This is a genomic window from Stenotrophomonas sp. 78350_Sma, assembly GCF_056482105.1.
This window is the reverse complement of the sequence record NZ_CM151182.1, coordinates 1,219,688-1,239,510: the sequence shown is the minus strand read 5'-3', so window position 1 is coordinate 1,239,510 and position 19,823 is coordinate 1,219,688. Positions and strand designations below refer to the sequence as shown.

Annotated in this window: 18 protein-coding genes; 7 read left to right on the top strand and 11 right to left on the bottom strand. The window is 65.9% G+C overall.

Annotated elements, in window-relative coordinates; all coding sequences use genetic code 11:
• Positions 1-67: 67 nt before the first annotated feature.
• From ACZK4H_RS05705 to ACZK4H_RS05680, 6 genes are all read right to left on the bottom strand, one after another.
• The gene (locus ACZK4H_RS05705; RefSeq protein ID WP_099553106.1) at positions 68-1,810 is read right to left on the bottom strand and encodes a GGDEF domain-containing protein; all 1,743 of its coding nucleotides are present in this window, start codon (positions 1,808-1,810) and stop codon (positions 68-70) included.
• A gap of 162 nt (positions 1,811-1,972) precedes the next feature.
• Positions 1,973-2,998, bottom strand: coding sequence for an AI-2E family transporter (locus ACZK4H_RS05700; RefSeq protein ID WP_099553030.1), 1,026 nt, complete (start codon positions 2,996-2,998; stop codon positions 1,973-1,975).
• 600 nt (positions 2,999-3,598) lie between these two features.
• Positions 3,599-5,263, bottom strand: a complete 1,665-nt coding sequence (locus ACZK4H_RS05695) for a hypothetical protein (protein WP_099553032.1) — start codon at positions 5,261-5,263, stop codon at positions 3,599-3,601.
• A gap of 345 nt (positions 5,264-5,608) precedes the next feature.
• Positions 5,609-5,914 carry a hypothetical protein gene (locus ACZK4H_RS05690; RefSeq protein ID WP_239503788.1) on the bottom strand — a complete coding sequence of 102 codons (306 nt, stop codon included), beginning with the start codon at positions 5,912-5,914 and terminating at the stop codon, positions 5,609-5,611.
• A 132-nt stretch (positions 5,915-6,046) separates the two neighbouring features.
• Positions 6,047-7,099 (bottom strand): sensor domain-containing diguanylate cyclase, encoded by a 1,053-nt coding sequence (locus tag ACZK4H_RS05685; RefSeq protein WP_099553033.1) that lies wholly within the window; start codon positions 7,097-7,099, stop codon positions 6,047-6,049.
• Between the two features lie 119 nt (positions 7,100-7,218).
• Complete coding sequence (locus ACZK4H_RS05680) at positions 7,219-8,226, bottom strand: LacI family DNA-binding transcriptional regulator (protein WP_099553034.1); 1,008 nt, start codon at positions 8,224-8,226, stop codon at positions 7,219-7,221.
• A gap of 95 nt (positions 8,227-8,321) precedes the next feature.
• Here ACZK4H_RS05680 and ACZK4H_RS05675 point away from each other — a divergent pair, with 95 nt between their 5' ends.
• From ACZK4H_RS05675 to ACZK4H_RS05655, 5 genes are read left to right on the top strand one after another with little or no spacing between them, the layout of a single operon-like run.
• On the top strand, positions 8,322-9,374 hold the full coding sequence (locus tag ACZK4H_RS05675) for a sugar phosphate isomerase/epimerase family protein (RefSeq protein WP_099553035.1): 1,053 nt from the start codon (positions 8,322-8,324) through the stop codon (positions 9,372-9,374).
• 27 nt (positions 9,375-9,401) lie between these two features.
• On the top strand, positions 9,402-10,619 hold the full coding sequence (locus tag ACZK4H_RS05670) for a nucleoside permease (RefSeq protein ID WP_099553036.1): 1,218 nt from the start codon (positions 9,402-9,404) through the stop codon (positions 10,617-10,619).
• Positions 10,620-10,631: 12 nt separating this feature from the next.
• Complete coding sequence (locus ACZK4H_RS05665) at positions 10,632-11,756, top strand: Gfo/Idh/MocA family protein (protein ID WP_099603839.1); 1,125 nt, start codon at positions 10,632-10,634, stop codon at positions 11,754-11,756.
• Positions 11,757-11,775: 19 nt separating this feature from the next.
• Positions 11,776-12,642 carry a sugar phosphate isomerase/epimerase family protein gene (locus ACZK4H_RS05660; protein WP_099553038.1) on the top strand — a complete coding sequence of 289 codons (867 nt, stop codon included), beginning with the start codon at positions 11,776-11,778 and terminating at the stop codon, positions 12,640-12,642.
• Positions 12,643-12,660: 18 nt separating this feature from the next.
• Complete coding sequence (locus ACZK4H_RS05655; RefSeq protein WP_099553039.1) at positions 12,661-12,957, top strand: c-type cytochrome; 297 nt, start codon at positions 12,661-12,663, stop codon at positions 12,955-12,957.
• A 30-nt stretch (positions 12,958-12,987) separates the two neighbouring features.
• Here the strand turns inward: ACZK4H_RS05655 and ACZK4H_RS05650 are convergent, their stop codons facing one another.
• The 5 genes from ACZK4H_RS05650 to ACZK4H_RS05630 form a co-directional block, all read right to left on the bottom strand.
• A complete protein-coding gene (locus ACZK4H_RS05650; protein WP_099553107.1) occupies positions 12,988-13,746 on the bottom strand; it encodes a 3-keto-disaccharide hydrolase in 759 nt (252 codons plus the stop codon).
• Positions 13,746-14,321: a gluconate 2-dehydrogenase subunit 3 family protein gene (locus ACZK4H_RS05645; protein ID WP_099553040.1), complete on the bottom strand. Its 576-nt coding sequence runs from the start codon at positions 14,319-14,321 to the stop codon at positions 13,746-13,748. The genes ACZK4H_RS05650 and ACZK4H_RS05645 overlap by 1 nt, the downstream gene beginning before the upstream one ends.
• A complete protein-coding gene (locus tag ACZK4H_RS05640; RefSeq protein WP_099553041.1) occupies positions 14,321-16,006 on the bottom strand; it encodes a GMC oxidoreductase in 1,686 nt (561 codons plus the stop codon). Before ACZK4H_RS05640 ends, ACZK4H_RS05645 begins: the two co-directional genes overlap by 1 nt.
• A 27-nt stretch (positions 16,007-16,033) precedes the next feature.
• Positions 16,034-16,939 carry a hydroxypyruvate isomerase family protein gene (locus tag ACZK4H_RS05635; protein WP_099553042.1) on the bottom strand — a complete coding sequence of 302 codons (906 nt, stop codon included), beginning with the start codon at positions 16,937-16,939 and terminating at the stop codon, positions 16,034-16,036.
• Between the two features lie 201 nt (positions 16,940-17,140).
• Complete coding sequence (locus ACZK4H_RS05630) at positions 17,141-17,719, bottom strand: single-stranded DNA-binding protein (protein ID WP_099553043.1); 579 nt, start codon at positions 17,717-17,719, stop codon at positions 17,141-17,143.
• Positions 17,720-18,012: 293 nt separating this feature from the next.
• Here ACZK4H_RS05630 and ACZK4H_RS05625 point away from each other — a divergent pair, with 293 nt between their 5' ends.
• Positions 18,013-19,041 carry a LacI family DNA-binding transcriptional regulator gene (locus tag ACZK4H_RS05625; protein ID WP_099553044.1) on the top strand — a complete coding sequence of 343 codons (1,029 nt, stop codon included), beginning with the start codon at positions 18,013-18,015 and terminating at the stop codon, positions 19,039-19,041.
• Positions 19,042-19,248: 207 nt separating this feature from the next.
• Positions 19,249-19,707 (top strand): GNAT family N-acetyltransferase, encoded by a 459-nt coding sequence (locus tag ACZK4H_RS05620; RefSeq protein WP_099553045.1) that lies wholly within the window; start codon positions 19,249-19,251, stop codon positions 19,705-19,707.
• The last annotated feature ends 116 nt before the right edge of the window (positions 19,708-19,823 follow it).

The following is a 19,823-nucleotide window of genomic DNA, read 5'->3' as shown; positions in this document are numbered from 1 at the left end:
ACGGCTCCTGCAGCGATCGGAGGGCCAGTCTAGGCAGGACCGCGTGCGCCGGCGATGAATGCCACGATCAGCGGGCGCCACGACCGCCCCCCGCCACCCGTACCCGATCACGCCCCTGCGCCTTGGCCCGGTACATGGCCGCATCGGCGGCACGCAGCAGGGTGCGCCAGCCCAGTGCGTCGGTGCCGCCCTCGGCCACGCCGAAACTGGCGGTCACCCGCAGCACGGTGCCGCCGGCCAGCGCGATGTCCATCTGCTGCAGGGCCAATCGCAATGACTCGGCCAGCTGGCGGCCACCGGCCAGATCACCGTCGGCCAGCAGCACCAGGAACTCCTCGCCGCCATAGCGGGCGATGCTGTCGCTGCGGCGCAGGTGCCGTTGCAGCAACTGCGCCACCTGCACCAGCACTTCGTCACCGGCATCGTGACCGTGGCCGTCGTTGATCGCTTTGAACCGGTCCACGTCCAGCAGGATCACCACGGCGCCGGCGCCTCCTTCGGCATGCCGCTGCTGCACCCTTTCTTCCAGCGCGCGCCGGTTCAACAGCCCGGTCAATTCATCGGTACCTGCCAGCTGGCGCAGTTCGCTGGTCAGCGCAGAGCGCTCGCGCGACTTCTCGCGCAGGACCTCGATCGCATCGAACAGGCGCTGCATTTCGGCCAGCGGGTGGGTGACATGCTGCTCTGGCCCCGGTGCCTCCGAGGCGATCTGGATGACCTGCTTCTGCGCCTGCAGCAGCGGCCGCAGGATCTGCCGATGGGCAATGCGCAGGGCCACGCCCAGCACCAGCAGCGTACCCAGCACCGTCGCCACCAGCACGACCAGGCGCGTCGCTTCGCGGTTGCGGGTGCGTTCAAAGCGGGCGATGGACACGCTCAGGTAACCATCGCGCAGCGCCTCAAGCGACTGCAGAGTGGGCACATAGCGCGTGGTGAACTCCGCGGCGGTCCACGGCGGCGGCAGGCCGCGGCGACCGTCTTCGATCAGTTGCTCGATCATCGGCAGCGACTCACCGAAGAACTGCCGTCGCGCCATGTCCCAGTGCCATGACAATTCCGGGTCACTGCGGAACACCGACTCGTGGCTGCCCGCCAACCGCCACAGCTCCAGCAGGCGGCCCTGGGTCTGCAGCGCCGCGCGTACCTGCTCCTCACGCCATGCCCCTGGTATCGCCACCGGCGCCATCACGTTCGAGGCCAGGCGGCCACCATATTCGCGAAGATCGATCAGCACCTGGCCCTGCATCGCCGGAATCGCCGCTTCGCGATCGGCGCTGACCAGCACGTTGGTCTGTGCCGAGGTCAGCAGGTGCAGGCGATCAACCACGGCGAACATGCCACTGATCGCACGCTCCACCTCCTCCACCCGGCGTGCGTCATGGGGCAGCGCCACGACCCGGTCGACCTCAGCCCGCGCCGACTGCAGGCGACGTTGCGCGTCGGCCAGCAGGCCATGCTCATCCAGCATGCCCGGGTCGTCCTTGAGTACGGTGTCCAGCTGCAGCAGGGCGGTGTCGACCCGCTTGCGCGCGGCCCCCAGCTGCGCGGCCAGCCGCGCCTGTTCGGCGGCGTCGGCCGGGTCAGCCCCCAGCAGGCTGTTGGCCGGGCCGCGCTCGGCCGAAGCCAGGTTGGCAAGATCGAAGGTCTGCCGCAGCTGGCGCAGGCTGGCCAGGTTGTCTTCGGCGCCGGTGTAGCGCAGCGTGCCCTGGGCCAGGGCGATGGCCATCAACGGCAACGTGCACACCACGAACAGCCCAGCCAGGATCCAGACCCAGGTCCGCAACCTGATGGGCGATGCCTTGCCGGCCATGCAGAATTCCCCTGACGTGCGGTTCACTGTAACGACCGGTTCCGGCAGCGCCAAGCCAGCGCCATGCGAACCGTTGCGATAGGTATGGCACAGCGACCGCGAACGCGCCGCCAAGATGGGAAGGCCCGCCTCATCGTAGCGGGAATGTCACATCATGCCGGGTCAGATCCAGCGCTGATCGACCAGTTCGCGCTTCACGTAGGCGTAGAACACCGGTGCCGCCACCAGGCCGGGCAGGCCGAACGCCGCTTCCATCACCAGCATCGCCAGCAGCAGCTCCCAGGCGCGCGCCTGGATTTCACCGCCGACGATGCGCGCATTGAGGAAGTACTCCAGTTTGTGGATCACGATCAGGTACAGCAGCGCGGCCACGGCCACGTAAAACGAGACCGACAGCGCGACGATGGTGATGATGGTGTTGGAGATGATGTTGCCCACCACCGGCAGCAGGCCCGCGATGAAGGTGATCAGCACCAGCGTCTTGGACAGCGGCAGGTGCACCCCGAACAGCGGCAGCACGCCCAGCAGGAAGATGGCGGTGAACACGGTGTTGAGCAGCGAGATCTTCACCTGCGCGAACACCACCTGGCGGAACGCGGTGGCCAGGCGGCTGGTGCGCCCGATCAGCTCCTGCGCCAGCGGCCCCATCTTCGGCAGCGGCAGTTCGTCATACAGCGCGATCATCGCGCCCAGCACCATGCCGATCAGCATCCGCACGCCGATCTGCACCGCCGAGGTCCCGGCCACCCCGAGCTGTCGCTGGTGCTCGGCGGCCCAGTCGTTCAGTGCCGCGCGCAACGTCGGCATGTCCTCGGGAATGTACGGCTGCAGCAGCGCCGGCACCTGGTGCCGCGAGCTGTTGAGGATGTCCATCAGATGGCCCAGCAGCGCATCCGGGCCACCGGTCTCGGTGCGGAAGAACGAGGCCACGCCGATGCCAGCCAGTACCAGCGCGCTGATGATGATCGCCGACAGCACGATCACTGCGATCGCCCGTGCCCGCCCCGGCGGCAGCTTGCCTTCCACGGTGGAGGCCAGCACGTGGGTCAGCTGGAACACCAGCAGGCCGGACAGCAGGGTCACCACAAGGCCCAGCTTCAGCGCCAGCCACATGCCCAGCAGCATCATCAACCATGCCGCGATCCTCGCAACGGGGGGCTTGGGCTGGGCAACGAGGGCGTCTTGCATGGGGGCACGTCCGGGCGGGGTGGCCCATGGTAGAGGATTGGCCGTGCCAACGGATCAAACTACCTTGACCGCCTGCATCGTCATCGACCTTACCTTGATATGCCCTGGCGACACCCTGCAGCACACGGCATCCCATTGATGTTGGACCATATGATCCGGTCCGCGCAAAGACCGAGGGCGGAGATGACCTCCTGCAATGCGATGCGTGGATCGGATTGATTGTCGATCCTCACGGTGAAGCCCGCATCTGGTTCAGCATCATATGCGATCAATTCAGCAACGGTCCCTGACGGCAACCGCATTCCCAGCGACCGCCACGCTCCCATTCCGGGCTCACTCCCCGTCAACAGTGACTGCCCCAGGCGACGCATCAGGAACGCGTCGTCCACCCTTATCACCGCAAGCTCGAAACAGCCGCCGCCCCGCCATGCGTCGCCCGGTCGCATCGCGGCAATCCCACGATCCCCACTGCTCATGAAGTTGCGTTGTCCGAGTACAGGCTCGTCTCGGTGCGCGAATGGTTCTGCGCACTCGCCGCGCTGCTGGCAAGCAGCCGCAGACACGGGCCACGGATCCATTCGTTGTGCATTTCCGCTGCCCTCAAGGAACTGCGGCGCTTGAACTGACGAACTTGACTGGACGATAGAACGTGTCAATGCAGAGCGCATTGGCGCCGGGACCACAGTCAGAGGGAACCCGTCGCTCGAAGTTCACTCCATCCCGTCTGATCAGACTACGGGTCAGCACCGTGATGCTGGTCTGGCCCACGTCGTAAAGCCTGCGCTTCCCCATGTCGTACGCGTTCTCATACGGAAGGGCGTACTCGTAACTGACAACCTGCGAACTTCCAATTGAATGCGACAGCAGCAGGCCTGCGTCCATCCGCGCACGATTGCCGAACACATATCGTTCAACCGTTCCATCCGAGCCAGTGACTGCCGTCGTCCGCGTCACCGGCGAACTTGACGTGCAGACCTCTGCCAGTCCCTGCCCCACTGCCGGCTGATAGCAGGCGTTGGGCGGTCCGTAGTCGATGGAATGAGTCAGCAGTGGCACCCCCGCACCCTGCATCGAACGCGACACCAGTGAGATGCCATCGACATAGTGCGGGAGCTCCGAGAATTTCCCGCCCGTCGGGGATTGAAGGCAGTAGGAGGTCACCTGTGAATAGCCCCGCCGGCGTGGCTCCAGAGCGAAGCTCGCGCTCACATTGGACTCCAGCTTGACGTTCACCGTCAGCTGCCCGCTGAAGGCCATCGGGATCTGCGAGAGACTTCCACACAGGGCGATCGCCCCCCCATCCGGCCTCGCCGCAATGCCCCCCACGCTGCCGATCGACCATGTGGAGCCATCCGGATTGGTCAGCACTCCCCCCTGAAGGCGCCATTGGCGCCCCCCAGCCTCGATCACCGAGCCGTCCGTGCCTGAAAAAGTGATGCTGCGGCCATCACTCGCCGTAATCTGGCTGGACGAGTAATTGACCCAGTTGCCAAACCGGTCTTCCACACGAGTCAGTCGCATGCGATACAGGGAAACATCCAGCCAGGTGTCGGACTGCTGGAAATTGCTCATTATCTGTAGCGTCTCTTCGTCACGCTCGGGACGGCCGAAGTAGTACCTGTTTCCATCCGGACCGTGACCAACGAATCCATCACTACCATCGGCCAGCTGGTAGCAGCTGAAACGCCATCCGCCGTTGGTTGCCCAGCGTACATCGACATTCGGAATGCTCGGTTCCCCCTGATCCAGCCGTCGGATGATTCCGCCACCCTCCGTGCCAACCAGCGAATTCCCATCCCAGTAGTCTTCGGGCAGAAAATTGTCGATCGGCGGCTTGCTCGACCTGACCACTTCGGCGACACCCCGTCTCCGAGGGTCGGAGCATCGACGTCCGGTGTAGGCGTTCGGGCTACCGACCATCCAGCCCAGTTCGGTGGAATGAATGCCCATGATGAATGGTTCCGCGCGCCTCAACGCATACTTGGGCGGCCACCCGAGCTTCTCCTGGACGGTGTACTCATAGTCCGCTGCCACCCTCAGCGCATTATTGCCCGGGAGTTCGACCACGGTTTTGTGGAAGGACACGGCGCCTGAGTAGAAGTCGATGCGCTCGCCGAACTGGCCAAACCCCGCAGGAAGCGCAGTGATGGACTCGCTGCGTGCCAGCTCTCGCCCATACGTCTCGAAAGAGTGAACCTGTGCCTGTACGCCGAAGGCCAGCAGCTGTGCCGCCATTGCCAGGACGATCCGCTTGAAGCGATCCATGTCTATCCTCGAAGAATGAGCCCATCTGCCGGCAGGTCCTCCGCCAGACCAAACGAATGTCACGCAGCTTCTGGACCATGCAGGGAAGCGCGTGCAGCCCCAATGTCGCTCCGTTCAGAGCCGACTGAAGCCAGAATTCCCATCACCCTGCCCATCCCCAAATGGGCGTCACTTCTGCACCTAAGCTTGCCAAGCACCCGGAGAGGTCTTGGTCAGAGCCCGAAACTTCAATCGTCGCGAAGATCCCCCGATCTGTTCACCCTCCTTGGTGAGCAAAGTATATGCATGGATTCCGACTGACCCATGATGCAGCGCAACGACCGTCACGTGCGCACGGCCCGGACGCTATTGCGTTGATTCCGTATGGATATCCAATGCCAGATAGCGCGCCGTACGCACGATCGCCTCGCGCTCTCCGAAACTGGCCAGTTCATCGGCGATGCGCCCGCTGTCACCGGTCAGCGCAATCTCCTGCAAGGTGCGCTGCAGGGCCCGGATCGCGGCCCGTTGCAGATCCGAGGGAATGATCACCAGGCGGTAGTCGAGTTCGGCCAGGCGCTCCACCGGCACCAGCGGCGTCCTGCCACTGTGGAACATGTTGATCAGCTTCGGCCCGGGCACGTGCGGCGAGACGGCGTCGATGCAGAACATGCACCGCCAGGGCCTGTGCTTCGTTGCACTGGAGCTGGGCATGCCGATCACCGCGCTGCAGCTGGTGATGCGTGGCGATTCCCCAACGGCGGCCGCACAGCTACTGGCCTGTTCCAGGGCGGACGCACGAACTCACTCGCCATAGCTGGCGGTGTTCTTGCCCTGCCGCTTGGCGTGGTAAAGCGCGCGGTCGGCCAGGGCCAGCCAGTCCTCCACGCTGCCGCCGCGCGGCGTGGCAGCAATCCCGATGCTCACGCTGAACTCAACGCCCGGGGTCGCCTGCCGTGCCGCTTCGAGCAGGTGCAGGCGAACCCGTTCGGCCACATGCATCGCATCCACGGGCGCGCAGTCGTGCAGCAGCACGACAAACTCGTCGCCGCCCAGGCGCGCTGGTGTATCACCGGGCCGGGCGAAGGCGCGCAGGGTCGAGGCGATGTGCCGCAGTACTTCATCACCGGCGCGGTGCCCGTGCGAATCATTGATGTGCTTGAAGTCATCCACATCGAGCATCAACAGGCAGGCAAAGCCGCCCTGCCCCTGCGCCTTGTCCAGCGCCTGCTGCGCACGCAGGATCAGGAAGCCGCGATTGGCCAGTTCGACCAGCGGATCCATCCGGCTCAGACGCTGCAGCTGGCGGTTCTGCGACTTCACCCGACGCGCCAGCTGCCAGCTGAGGATGCTGAGCCCGATGCCGTAGACGAACAGGAACGGCACGCTGAGCACGATCGTGCGTTGCGACGACACGGGTTGGTAAGGAAACCCGAGCGCCCACCAGGTGAGCGCGAAGCCCACCACCAGAGCCAGCGTTGCCCGCATCGCCAGGCGCACGCCGCCGGCCGCGATCTTGTCGGCCACCAGCAATGCTGCGAACAGTGCACTGGGTACGGCGCTCAAGGCCATGAACGCGATCCAGCCGCCGCCGAACAATGAGTCGGCCACCATGCAGCGGAACTGGACCGCGGCCGGCTTGCGCGAGCGTTGGGTCAGCACCAGCGCCAGCGCCGGCCATGCCAGCGCATTGAGCAGCAACAGGACCCAGGGCAGCGCGCCATCCTGGCGCTCCAGCATGATCGAGGCGATGGGGATCGCGCCCAGGCCATTGCCCACGAAGCGCATCCAGCCAATGCGCCGTGCCGCGCCGGCGCCTTCGACCGCGACCTCCGTCGAGTCAGTCAAGAACGGCATTGCCGACCCCCTTGCGCGATCGCACGTTCCACCCCGGCCCCTGCCGGGCTGCCTGTCGTGAGTCTGACAGCTTTACGTCAATTCGGGATCAAGGACTCGAACCTGCAGCGTCCATGGCCTCACCTGGGCCCAGGCGCAGCCGTCGACCCCCGAACCATCAGGCTGAAATCCAGCGTCTGTTGAAGCGGAACGTCCACCTGTTCGATGATGGCGAGCAGCAGGTTGACCGCGCGCGCGCCGATTTCCCGCATCGGCTGCCGGATGGTCGTCAGCGGCGGCGTGAGGTAGCGCGAAGACGCAAGGTCATCGAAACCGACGACGGACAGCTCGTCCGGCACGCGGATGCCCAGATCGCGGCAGGCCGCCAGCGCACCCAGCGCCATCTGGTCGCTGAAGCAGAAGACTGCGGTCGATGCCGCCCCATCGGCCAGCAGCGCCACCGTTGCGGCATGCCCGGATTCCACCGAGAAATCGCCCGGCACTACGCTCAGCTGGCGCAGGCGGCCGCGCGCCTTGGCGGCGGCTCGCACCCCTTCCAGGCGTTGCTGGTGCAGGGGATTATCCGGCGGCCCGCCGACCACGGCGATCCGTTCATGGCCCAGTGCGTACAAATGCTCCATGACGGCACGTGCAGCGGCGGCATTGTCGATGTGCACACTGGGCAGGCCCAGCGCGGGGTCGAACTCGCATCCGTTGACCACCGGCGCGGCAGCCCCCCTCTGCTGGACAATCTCGCGCGCCGTCGGTGGCAGGCGATGGCCGAGCACGATCATGCCGTCGGCCTCGTTGCGCCGGAGCATCTGCGCGTAGCGCTCCTCGCGGTCGGGTTGGTCCTGCGTATCGCCCAGCAGCACTGCATAGCCGACGGCCTGCGCGGCGTCTTCCGCCCCCTGCAGGATCTGCGCGAAGAACGGATTGGCAATATCCGGAACGGTGACCAGGATCTTGCCGCTGCGCTGGGTCTTGAGCGTACGGGCCACCGTATTGGGCACGTAGCCCAACGCGGCAGCAGCCTGCTCGATGCGCGCGCGCGTCGCCGGCAGCACCTTGTCCGGCCGCGAAAGTGCACGTGACACGGTGCCGGCAGAGACGCCGACGTGCTTTGCGATGTCGTAGATGGTGGCCATGGCGTTAGTTCTCCCGCCCGCTGTGCAGTGCACAACAGGTCCAGCGTAAGCCCCTGCTAGGATAATGCAATCGATTGCATCGAGGGCGAATCACGTTGAAGACGCTCAAGGGTCCAGCGCTGTTCCTGGCGCAGTTCATCGGCGACACAGCTCCTTTTGATCGGCTGGACACGCTGGCCGGGTGGGCCGCGGGCCTGGGCTATTCTGGCGTACAAGTACCGACCAGCGCCCCCCACCTGTTCGACCTGGCCGAGGCCGCACGCAGCCAGGCGTACTGCGACGACCTCGCCGGCATGCTGGCCGGGCATGGCGTGCAGATCACTGAACTGTCCACCCACCTGCAGGGGCAGCTGGTCGCCGTCCATCCCGCCTATGACAGCCTGTTCGACGGATTCGCACCCGCGGACAAACGCGACGATCCCGCCGCCCGCCAGGCCTGGGCGGTGGAACAGCTGATGCTGGCAGCCAAGGCCAGCCAGCGGCTGGGGCTGACCGCGCACGCCACGTTCTCCGGCGCACTGGCCTGGCCGTACTTCTATCCCTGGCCACAGCGCCCGCCCGGCCTGGTGGACGAGGCCTTCGCCGAACTCGGCCGGCGCTGGCGTCCGATCCTCGATGCCTTCGACGCCTGTGGCGTGGACCTGTGCTTCGAGATCCACCCCGGCGAGGACCTGCACGACGGCGCGACCTTCGAGCGCTTCCTCGACGTGGTCGATCACCATCCGCGCGCGAAGATCCTCTACGACCCCAGCCACCTGCTGCTGCAGCAGATGGATTACCTCGGCTTCATCGACCGCTACCACGCGCGCATCGGCGCCTTCCATGTGAAGGATGCGGAGTACCGTGCCAGCGCCAGCAGCGGCGTCTATGGCGGCTACCAGGACTGGATCGATCGCCCGGGGCGGTTCCGTTCACTTGGCGACGGCCAGATCGACTTCAAGTCGATCTTCTCGAAGTTCGCGCAGTACGACTTCCCCGGCTGGGCGGTACTGGAATGGGAGTGCTGCCTGAAACACCCGGAAGACGGCGCACGCGAGGGTGCCGCCTTCATCCGCGACCACATCATCCGCGTGACCGAACGCGCTTTCGACGACTTTGCCGACAGCGGCGCCGACGCCGCATCACTGCACCGCATGCTGGGACTCTGAGCCGATACCGCCCCGGGAGGGCAAGCCATGACGCACGCCATGTCGCGCTTGGGCGCGATGATGTTTCTGCAGTTCTTCATCTGGGGAGCGTGGTTCGTGACCCTGGGCACCTACCTGGTGCAGGGCCCGCTGCAGGCCAGCGCCAGCCAGGTGGCGACGGCCTTCCTCAGCCAGTCCATCGGTGCGATCGTCGCTCCCTTCCTGGTCGGCCTGATCGCGGATCGCTACTTCGCCGCACAGCGCATCCTGGCGGTCCTGCACCTGGCCGGCGCAGTACTGATGTGGCTGGCCTCCACGGCCACCAGCTTCAGCATGTTCTCCACCTGCGTCATGGGCTACATGCTGCTGTTCATGCCGACGCTGGCGCTGGCCAACAGCGTGGCGATGCGGCACATGCAATCGCCTGAGAAACAGTTCCCGCTGGTGCGGGTGGCTGGCAGCGTCGGCTGGATCGTGGCCGGCGTGCTGATTGGCTGGCTGGGCTGGGAACAGGCGCATCGGCTCGAACTCACCTTCCAGATGGCAGCAGTGGCGTCGCTGGTGCTGGGCCTGTACGCGTTCACCCTGCCGCACACGCCGCCGCTGGCGAAGCAGCGCGATGCCGGGCTCGGGCAGATCCTCGGCCTGGATTCGCTGCGGCTGCTGAAGTCGCGTGCCTACCTGGTGTTCTTCCTGGCCTCCATCGCCATCTGCATCCCGCTGTCGTTCTACTACAACTTCACCAACCCGTACCTCAACGACCTGGGCGTGCGCGGCGCCGCGGGCCTGCAGTCGCTGGGCCAGGTCTCCGAAGTGCTGCTGATGCTGGCCATGCCGTTCCTGTTCGTCAGGCTGGGGGTCAAGACGATGCTGGCCGTAGGCATGGCCGCCTGGGTGGTGCGCTACGTCATGTTCGCCTTCGGCGATGCGGGCGGCGGTTTCTCACTGCTGGTGATCGGCATCGTGCTGCACGGCATCTGCTACGACTTCTTCTTCGTCACCGGCCAGATCTACACCGACGCGCATGCTGGCCCCGCCGCGCGCAGCAGCGCGCAGGGGTTCATCACCCTGGCCACCTACGGCGTGGGCATGCTGATCGGCACCTTCCTGTCCGGCGCGGTGGTGGAGCACTTCACCAGCGAGGCCGGCCCGGACTGGCAGCAGATCTGGCTGTTCCCGGCCGGTGTTGCACTGGTGGTGCTGATCGCCTTCCTGCTGCTGTTCCGCGACCGGCCGGCGGCCACCGCCGCGCCCTCCACACCCTGAGGATCCCAGTCGATGCGCAAGCTTGGAATCGCCATCGTCGGCGCCGGCATGATCGGTGCAGTGCATCGTCACGCCGCCTTGCTGGCTGGAGCCGAGGTACGCGGCGTGGCCGCCTCGTCGCCGCAGCGCGCGCATGAGGCAGCGCAATCCTGGAATGTCCCGCGCGCCTACCGGGATATCGAGGACGTGATCACCGATCCGCAGGTGCAGGTCGTGCACGTGTGCACGCCCAATCACCTGCACCGGGCGATGGCGCAGGCTGCGCTGGAAGCCGGCAAGCACGTGATCTGCGAGAAACCGCTGGCGACGACACTGGACGATGCACAGGCGCTGGCGACGCTGGCCGCATCGGTCGGATTGGTTACCACGGTGCCCTTCGTCTACCGCTACCACCCGGTGGTGCGCGAGGCACGCGCACGCATCGCACACGGCGAGCTGGGGCCGCTGCACCTGATCCACGGCAGCTACCTGCAGGACTGGCTGCTGGACCCGGCCAGCAACAACTGGCGCGTGGACCCGGCACTGGGCGGTACGTCGCGCGTGTTCGCCGACATCGGCTCGCACTGGTGCGACCTGGTGGAATGGGTCAGCGGCGAGCGCTTCACCGAGGTCAGTGCGGCGTTCCAGACGGTGATCGCCGAACGCGGCGACATCACCGGCCAGAGCTTCAGCACGCCTACGGCCAGCGGCGCGATGCAGGCGGTCACCAGCGAAGACGTCGCCGCAGCGATGTTCAGGACCGGCGCCGGCACGCTGGCGTCGTTGACGGTCAGCCAGGTCTCGGCAGGACGCCACAATCGCCTCTGGTTCGAGATCGATGGCGCCAGGGCCAGCGTGGCCTTCAACCAGGAGGATGCCGAGCGGCTGTGGATCGGAAGACCCGACCAGCGCGAGGAGATCTTCGTGCGCGGCCCGGGTGCAGGCAGTGCCGAACAACGGCGGCTGTCGGTGCTGCCGGCCGGGCACGCGCAGGGCTACGGCCAGTGCTTCGAGGCGTTCATCGCCGACACTTATCGCGCCATCGGAGGCGAGCGCCCCGAGGGCCTGCCCACCTTCGACGATGGCGTGCGCTCGGCGCGGATCGTCGACCGCGTCATCGCATCGGCCAGGTCACACGCCTGGACCACCATCGGTTGAATCCCGGGAGGACCCGTTGATGAACATCCCTGTCCGTAGAACTGCAACCCTCGCCCTGTTGTTGCTGGCCGCCCTGCCCGCTTTCGCAGTCGAAGCCGCCAGCACGCAGAAGCCGATCGCGGTGCAGATGTACACCTTGCGCGATGCCGGCTCGCTCGAGCAGCAGTTGAAGATCGTCCACGACGCAGGCGTGCATGCGGTGGAAACGGTGGGCACGCAGGGCGTCAGCGCCCCCGAACTCAAGCAGCTGCTGGACCGGTATTCGATCAAGGCGATTTCTTCGCACGTGGCACTGGCCGAGCTGCGCAAGGACCTGGACGGCGTGGTGGCGTTCAACCGCTCGATCGGCAACACGACGCTGGTGGTACCTTACCTGGACAAGAAGGATCGCCCGAGCGATGCCGCCGGCTGGACCGCCCTGGGCCAGGAACTGGGCCAGATTGCAAAGCAGGTGCGCGGCAAGGGTATGCGCCTGGCCTACCACAACCACGACTTCGAACTTGCCGATTTCAACGGAAGGACCGGCCTGGAACTGCTGTTCGCTGCTGCCGGCCCCGACCTGCAGACCGAGCTGGACCTGGCCTGGGTGGCACGCTCCGGACACGACCCGGCGGTGATGCTGGGCAAGTTCCGCGGCCGCCTGTTCGCGGTACACGCCAAGGACAATGCGCCCAAGGGCCAGGCCGAAGATGAAGGCGGATTCGCGGCGGTGGGCCAGGGCGTTCTCGACTGGAACGCGATCCTGCCTGCTGCGGCAGCCGCCGGCGTGCATTGGTACATCATCGAGCACGACCAGCCACGCGATCCGGCCAAGGTGATCCAGACCGGCGCGGACTATCTGCGTGAACACCTGACCACGAATGCGCCTGCCCATGCGCGGCGCTGACGCATCAAGGAGCCCCACATGAAAATGATCCTGGCAACGGCGGTGGCCCTGGGCGGCATGAGCGTTGCGACAGCTGCCTGGTGCAAGGACGACCCGGCTGCCGGTGCAAAGCTCTACACCGCGAACTGCGTGGCCTGCCACGGCGCCGACCGCGCAGGCATGCCGGGCGCGTTCCCGGCGCTCACCGACATCGGCAAGCGCATGCCACCCGCGCAGATCAAGGAAAAGATCAGCAAGGGCGGCGGATTGATGCCGCCCTTTTCCCAGCTGTCACAGCAGGAGATCAATGACATCGCCAGCTACCTGGCGAAGTAAGCGGCCGGCGACCACGCCGGCCGCGTGCCACTACAGTTCGCGCACCCAGATGTTGCGGTAGCTGACCTTGGAGTCATGTTCCTGCAGATAGAGCGGCGCGCACGCATGGGGCGCGTACGAAGGCGCACCGATGTACTCGGTCTTGCCTGCCAGCACGGTGTCGTCCTGTACCAGCACGCCGTTATGCAGCACGGTGATGCGCGCGGGCGACGTCAGGCCGCCGCCCTGCGAGAAGCGCGGGGCCTTCCAGAGGATGTCGTAGACCTGCCACTGGCCCGGTGCGCGCGAGGCGTTCACCAACGGCATCGCCTGCTTGTAGATCGAACCCGCCTGGCCATTGGCATACGTCGGGTTGTTGTAACTGTCGAGCACCTGCAGCTCATACAGTTCCTGCAGGAAGATGCCGCTGTTGCCCCGGTTCTGGCCGTCGAAGCCTTTCGTCTCGGTGGGGGTACGCCATTCGACATGCAGCTGGACATCGCAGAAGCGCTGCCGGGTGCGGATGCCCTTGCTGCCCGGAACGACGGTCATGGCGCCATCAGCAACCTTCCAGGGCACGCGCCCGCCCTGCTCCGATTCCCACGCGGAGACATCCTTGCCATCGAACAGCACGATGGCGTCGGACGGCGCCTTGCCCGCGGGCGTTGCCACGACTGCAGGCACCGGCGTCCACACCTCGGTCTTCTTCGGATCGCGCGCGGCATCGGCACCGTTCTGCGCGAACGCAGGTACTGCGGCCAGCAGGCCGGTGGCAATCAACAGAGAGCGGATCATCAGGGTCTCGTCCATCAGCTGGTCCCCCACGCGGGCGTACCGGGGACATAGGCGAGGTCGCCGTCGTAGCGACCCGGCACCGCGACGTACTGCAGCACCCCTGTTGCACCGACTTTGGAAGTGAAGAAGCCGAAGATGGCCAACTGCTTGAGCATCGTGAAGTAGTGCGGCATCGCCTCGCCCTCTTCAGGCGTACCGGTCTCGGTCACATCGGCCTTGCGTGCCTTGGCCTCCGCATCCAGAGCACGCAGCAGTTCGGTACGGGCTTCCGGCGTGAGCGATACGAACCGGCCACCCGCGCGCTTGTCGATGTCGACCAGTCCGGCGCGGAACGTCGCCTGCTGCCGGGCGGTGTAGCAGTCGGTGACGAACGTCGCCATGAACGCACCGGCGCCCGCGTCCTTCGCCCCGGGCGTTCGGGTCCGCGGCAGGATGGTCTCGGCGATCTCGCCCAGCGTGCCGATTTCGGCATCGGAGAACGCGGGCATTGCCCCGGCAGCCGGCACCTTGCCATGCACCAGCGCCGGCAGCCCGACCATCGCCGCACCGGTGGCGGCCACGATCATCTTCAACAGTTCGCGGCGATCCATCAGAGGTTCCCCGCTTTCAGTTCGCGTACCGCGTGGTCGGCCGCGCGCGCGGTCAGCGCCATGTAGGTCAGTGACGGATTCACGCAGGCGCTGGAGGTCATGCAGGCACCGTCGGTGACGTAGACGTTGGGCGCATCCCAGATCTGGTTGTGTGCGTTCAATACGGAGCTCCTGCGGTCACGTCCCATCCGCGCCGTTCCCATTTCGTGGATGCCCTTGCCCGGGGCATAGTCGTTGTCGTGCATCTTCACGTCCTTGACGCCGGCCGCTTCCAGCATCTCGGCCGCGTCGGCGGCCATGTCCTTGCGCATCGCCAGTTCGTTGGCACGCATGGCAACGTCCATCGCCAGCACCGGCAGTCCCCACTTGTCCTTGCGGTCGTGGTCCAGGCGGATGGTGTTGTCGTGGTGCGGCAGCATCTCGCCGAAACCGGTCATGCCGATCCGCCAGTCACCAGGCACGGTCAGTGCCTCCTTCAGGTCGGCACCGATGTTGAGCTCGGCGATCTCGCGCGACCAGCCGGTGCGGCTGGCACCGCCCTGGTAGCCGAACCCGCGCAGATAGCCGCGCTTGTCGGCAGCGACGTTGCGGAACCGTGGAATATAGAAACCGCAGGGACGGCGGCCGAAGTAGTACTTGTCTTCGTAGCCCTCGACCCGGCCCGAGGCACCCGCACCGAAGTGGTGGTCCATCACGTTGTGCCCCAACTCGCCGGACGAAGAGCCCAGCCCCCCGTCCCAGATATCGGTGGCCGAGTTCATCAGCAGCCACGTCGAGTTGAAAGACGATGCGTTGAGGAAGATCACCTTTGCCGTGTACTGGTAGGTCTGGCCGGTTTCGGCGTCGATGACCTCCACGCCACGCGCACGCTTGCGATCCTTGTCGTAGAGCACTTCCTTGACGATCGAGAACGGACGCAAGGTCAGGTTGCCGGTCTTCATCGCCGCTGGCAGTGTCGCCGCCTGGGTCGAGAAGTAGGCACCGAAGGGACAGCCCAGGATGCACTTGTTGCGGTACTGGCAATTGACGCGCCCCTGCTCGGGCATCGGCTTGGTGATGTTGGCAGTGCGCGAGTGGATCATATGGCGCGTTCCGCCGAAGGCCTTCTTGATCCGCGCGGCCACATCCTTCTCGACGATGTTCAAGGGAATCGGCGGCAGGAACTCGCCGTCCGGCAGCACGTCCAGTCCCTCGCGCGTACCGGCGATGCCGGCGAACTTCTCGACATGGTCGTACCACGGCGCGATATCGGCGTAGCGGATCGGCCAGTCAGCGGCGATACCGTCCTTGAGGTTCGCCTCGAAATCCAGATCGGAGAAACGATAGCTCTGCCGCCCCCACAGCAGCGAGCGGCCGCCGACGTGGTAGCCACGGAACCAGTCGAAACGTTTGGTCTCGATGTAGGGTGAGTCCTGTTCGTTGGCCCACATTCCTTCCAGGTTCTCTGCCAGGCCATAGTCGCGCATCAGCACCGGGAAGTCGGCTTTCATCGCCTGCGTTGGCCGGTTGCGATGCGGGAAGTCCCACGCCTCCTTCATCGCGTTGACGTAGTCCTTGACGTGCTCGATGTTGCGTCCGCGTTCCAGCATCAGGACCTTCAGGCCCTTCTCGGTCAGCTCCTTCGCTGCCCAACCGCCACTGATTCCCGAGCCAACAACAATGGCGTCGTAGTGATTATCTGCCATGGGTTTCTCACCTGGGTGGATATCGTTTCAGACGTCGCAGAGGCAGATCGCCTCGCGCAATGAGGCAACGGGATCGGGCGCTGCAGGCGTGAATTCCTGCGCCAGATACCCCTTGAAACCGGTGTCGCGAATAGCGCGACAGATGGCCGGATAGTGGAGCTCCTGCTGGTCTCCGATCTCGTTCCGGCCAGGCACGCCTGCGGTGTGGTAATGCTTGAAGCATGCGTGATGCTTGCCGATGGTGGCGATGATGTCGCCCTCCATGATCTGCATGTGGTAGATGTCGTAGAGCAAGCCGAAGTTGTCCGAGCCCAGCCGCTGGCACAGCTCTACGCCCCAGGCCGAGTGGTCGCACAGGTAGTCGCGATGGTCGACCCTGGAGTTGAGCAGCTCCATCACCAGCACCACGCCGCGCTTCTCGGCATGCCCGAGGATGCGCTTGAGCCCAGCCTCGGCATTGGCCATGCCGTCATGGGGGTCCATGCCGTTGCGGTTGCCGGAGAAGCAGATGAGATTTCGGTAACCGGCATCGGCGACCAGATCGATGTGCCGCGTGTAGCGTTCCACCAGCTGGTCATGGAATTCGCGGCCGGCAAAGCCTTTGGTCAGGCCCAGCTCCGCGCCGTTGCACATCGAGCTGTACACGCCATTCGCCTTCAGCGTGGGCCAGTCTTCCGGGCCGACCAGGTCGATGGCGGCAAAACCGATGTCCTTCACCGTCGCGCAAAGCTGGGCGACGGACAGCTGCGGGAAGGTCCAGCGGGCGACGGAATGCTTCAGGTTACCCTTGAGCGGCGCCGTGGCGGCGAATGCGGGCAGCGCTCCCGCGGCCGTCACAGCCCCCAGGCCAATGCTGCCGGCAACTGCGATGCGCAGCGCATCGCGCCGCGTGAGCCCCCTCGAAGGAGCCGGTCTGATCGAATGGATGGACATCCACCTTCCGGCCTCCCAACCGGTATCAAACGCAACGATTCACAGCAATGCAATCGATTGCACCATAGGGGAGGAAATTGTCTGTTTGCAAGTCGCGGTGCACGAAAATCGATGCTGCGCGGCACAACGCTGATGTCATCGCGCAAAAAGAAAAGCCCCGCATGAGCGGGGCTTTCTTTTCTGCTGCGAACGAGCGTTCGATCAGAACGGAATATCGTCGTCAGCGAAGTCGTCCATCGGCGGCGCCTGCTGCGGCTGCGGGCGCTGGTTGCCCCCCTGGTTGCCGTAGCCGCCACCCTGGTTGCCGCCCTGGTTGCCATAGCCACCACCCTGGCCGCCACGCTGGCCACCGCCACCGCCGCCGTACTCCTGGCGCGGAGCCTGCTGGCGCTGCGGGCGCTCGCCGCCGTAGTTGCCACCACCACCACCGCCACCGCCGCCTTCACCACGGCCGCCCAGCATCTGCATTTCATCGGCGATGATATCGGTGGAGTACTTCTCCACGCCGTCCTGGCCGGTGTACTTGTCGTAGCGCAGGCTGCCCTCGACGTAGACCGAGCTGCCCTTGCGCAGGTACTCGCCGGCGATCTCACCGAGCTTGCCGAAGAACACCACGCGGTGCCATTCGGTGCGCTCCTGCTGGTTGCCATCCTTGTCCTTGCGGACGCTGGTGGTGGCCAGGCTGATGCGGGTGATCGCCATGCCGCCCTGGGTGTACTTCACGTCCGGGTCGTTGCCGAGATTGCCGACCAGGATGACTTTGTTGATGCCGCGCGCCATAGGTACCTTCGTCCGTTGTCCAGGGGCAGACCGCCAGTGATAGCACAGCCCCGGCCGGGGGTGCAGTACGCTGGGCCGCCCCTGGTGAAATTTGGGGGAATGCGAGAACGATGCATCTTAGCATTGCCGCCGCCATCCGCCCGGTCAGGAGATCCCGACAGCATCGAAGGATCAGGCTGATTTCCTTGTCCGGCAATGACTTACCTTCGCTCCGACGAACGCATGCGGGGGCATTCGCGTCTGCCCATGGCATCATGCCCGGGCACCTTCCACCTGGCCCCTGCCACCCGCACATGACCATCAAAGGCAAAGCCACCTCCCTGGACATCGCCCATCTGGCCGGGGTCTCCCAGCCGACCGTGTCGCGGGCCCTGCGTGGCAGCCCGATGGTCAACGCCGAGACCCGCGAGCGCATCCTGCGCATCGCCCGCGAGCTGAACTACAAGGTCGACAAGAACGCCTCCAGCCTGCGTCTGCGCAACGCCGGCACCCTGGCCCTGCTGTTCTTCGAGGACCCGACCAACGACGATTCGCTGATCAACCCGTTCTTCCATTCGATGCTGGGCTCGATCACCCGCGCCTGCGCCCTGCACGGGCAGGACCTGCTGGTCTCGTTCCAGCAGCTGTCCACCGACTGGCAGGCCGATTACGAGGACAGCAACAAGGCCGACGGCATCATCCTGCTCGGTTACGGCGACTACCACGAATCGCGCGACCGCCTGCAGCGGCTGGTCGAACAGGGCACGCATTTCGTGCGCTGGGGCGCCGCCCTGCCCGGCCAGCCGGGCGTGTCGATCGGCAGCGACAACTTCCAGGGCGGGCACGACATCACCACCCACCTGTTGCAGCAGGGCTGCCGCCGCATCGCCTTCCTCGGTCATGCCTCCAGCCATTACCCCGAATTCCAGGAGCGCTACCGCGGCCACGTCGCGGCCCTGCAGGACCACGGCCTGGCCGCCGAACCGGCGCTGCAGCACGATGCGATCACCACCGAGGCGTCCGGCCAGGAGGCCTGCCAGCTGCTGCTGGCGCGTGGCGAACCACTCGATGCGATCTGTGCGGCCAGCGACCTGATCGCCATCGGTGCGATCCGCGCCCTGCGCGAAGCCGGCCTGCGGGTGCCGCAGGACGTGGCGGTGACCGGTTTCGACGACATCCCGCTGGCAGCCTCTGTGTCCCCTGCGCTGACGACCGTGCAGCAGGACACCAAGCAGGCCGGGCAGCTGCTGGTGGAGCGCCTGCTGGCGCTGATCGGCCGACAGCCGGTGGACAGCCAGAGCATCCCGGTGAAGCTGGTGGTGCGGGAATCGTCGCTGCGCTGAGGCGGCAGCGTCGGCTATGCTGCACCCACCCGCCGGGCGCGCCCCGGCATCGCATGCCCCACCCGGGAGAAGGCCTTTGTCCTCCGCCAGCGTCCACTTCCCGCACCGGTAACGGCGGCGAAAGCCACGCTGCGTCACGATTGACGCCCGCGGCCCTCCTCGTGCCGGTCATGCCCGCTTCGGGCACTTCCACCTGTCGAGGCTCCCATGCTTTCACCTGTTTCCGCGCTTGATCTGCGCGCACTGTTGTCACGCCCCTGCTCCGCGGACGATGCCATCGCACCGCTGCCCGTACTGACGATGCTGGCCGACCTGGCCGAGCGCATCGAAACGCTGTTCGCGCCCGCTGCCTGGCAGGTCGTGGATGCCGGCCAGCCAGTTGGGCTGTTCTCACTGACCCGCCCGCCGGAGCAGGGCGTGCTGGATATCGGCTATGGCATCGCCCCGGCACATCAGGGGCGGGGCCTGGCGGGCCGGGCACTGGCCGAACTGGTGACCTGGGCGCGGCACGATGCGCGCGTGTGCTGTCTCACCGCTGAAACGGCTGTGCGCAATGCACGCTCGCAGGCAGTACTGCGCCGCAACGGCTTCATGGTCACCGGTCGGCGCATCGACGCCGAAGACGGCCCAGTGGTGTGCTGGCAGCTGCCGGTCAACAGCGACTGACGCAGCTGCGGGAGCGGGCGGTGGCCTCCACCGCCCCTCCCAACGCACAGCGGCAGGCGCCTCCCCCCATGACCAACGGCGGATGCGCACGGAGGCCGATGCGCGGATAACGCGCA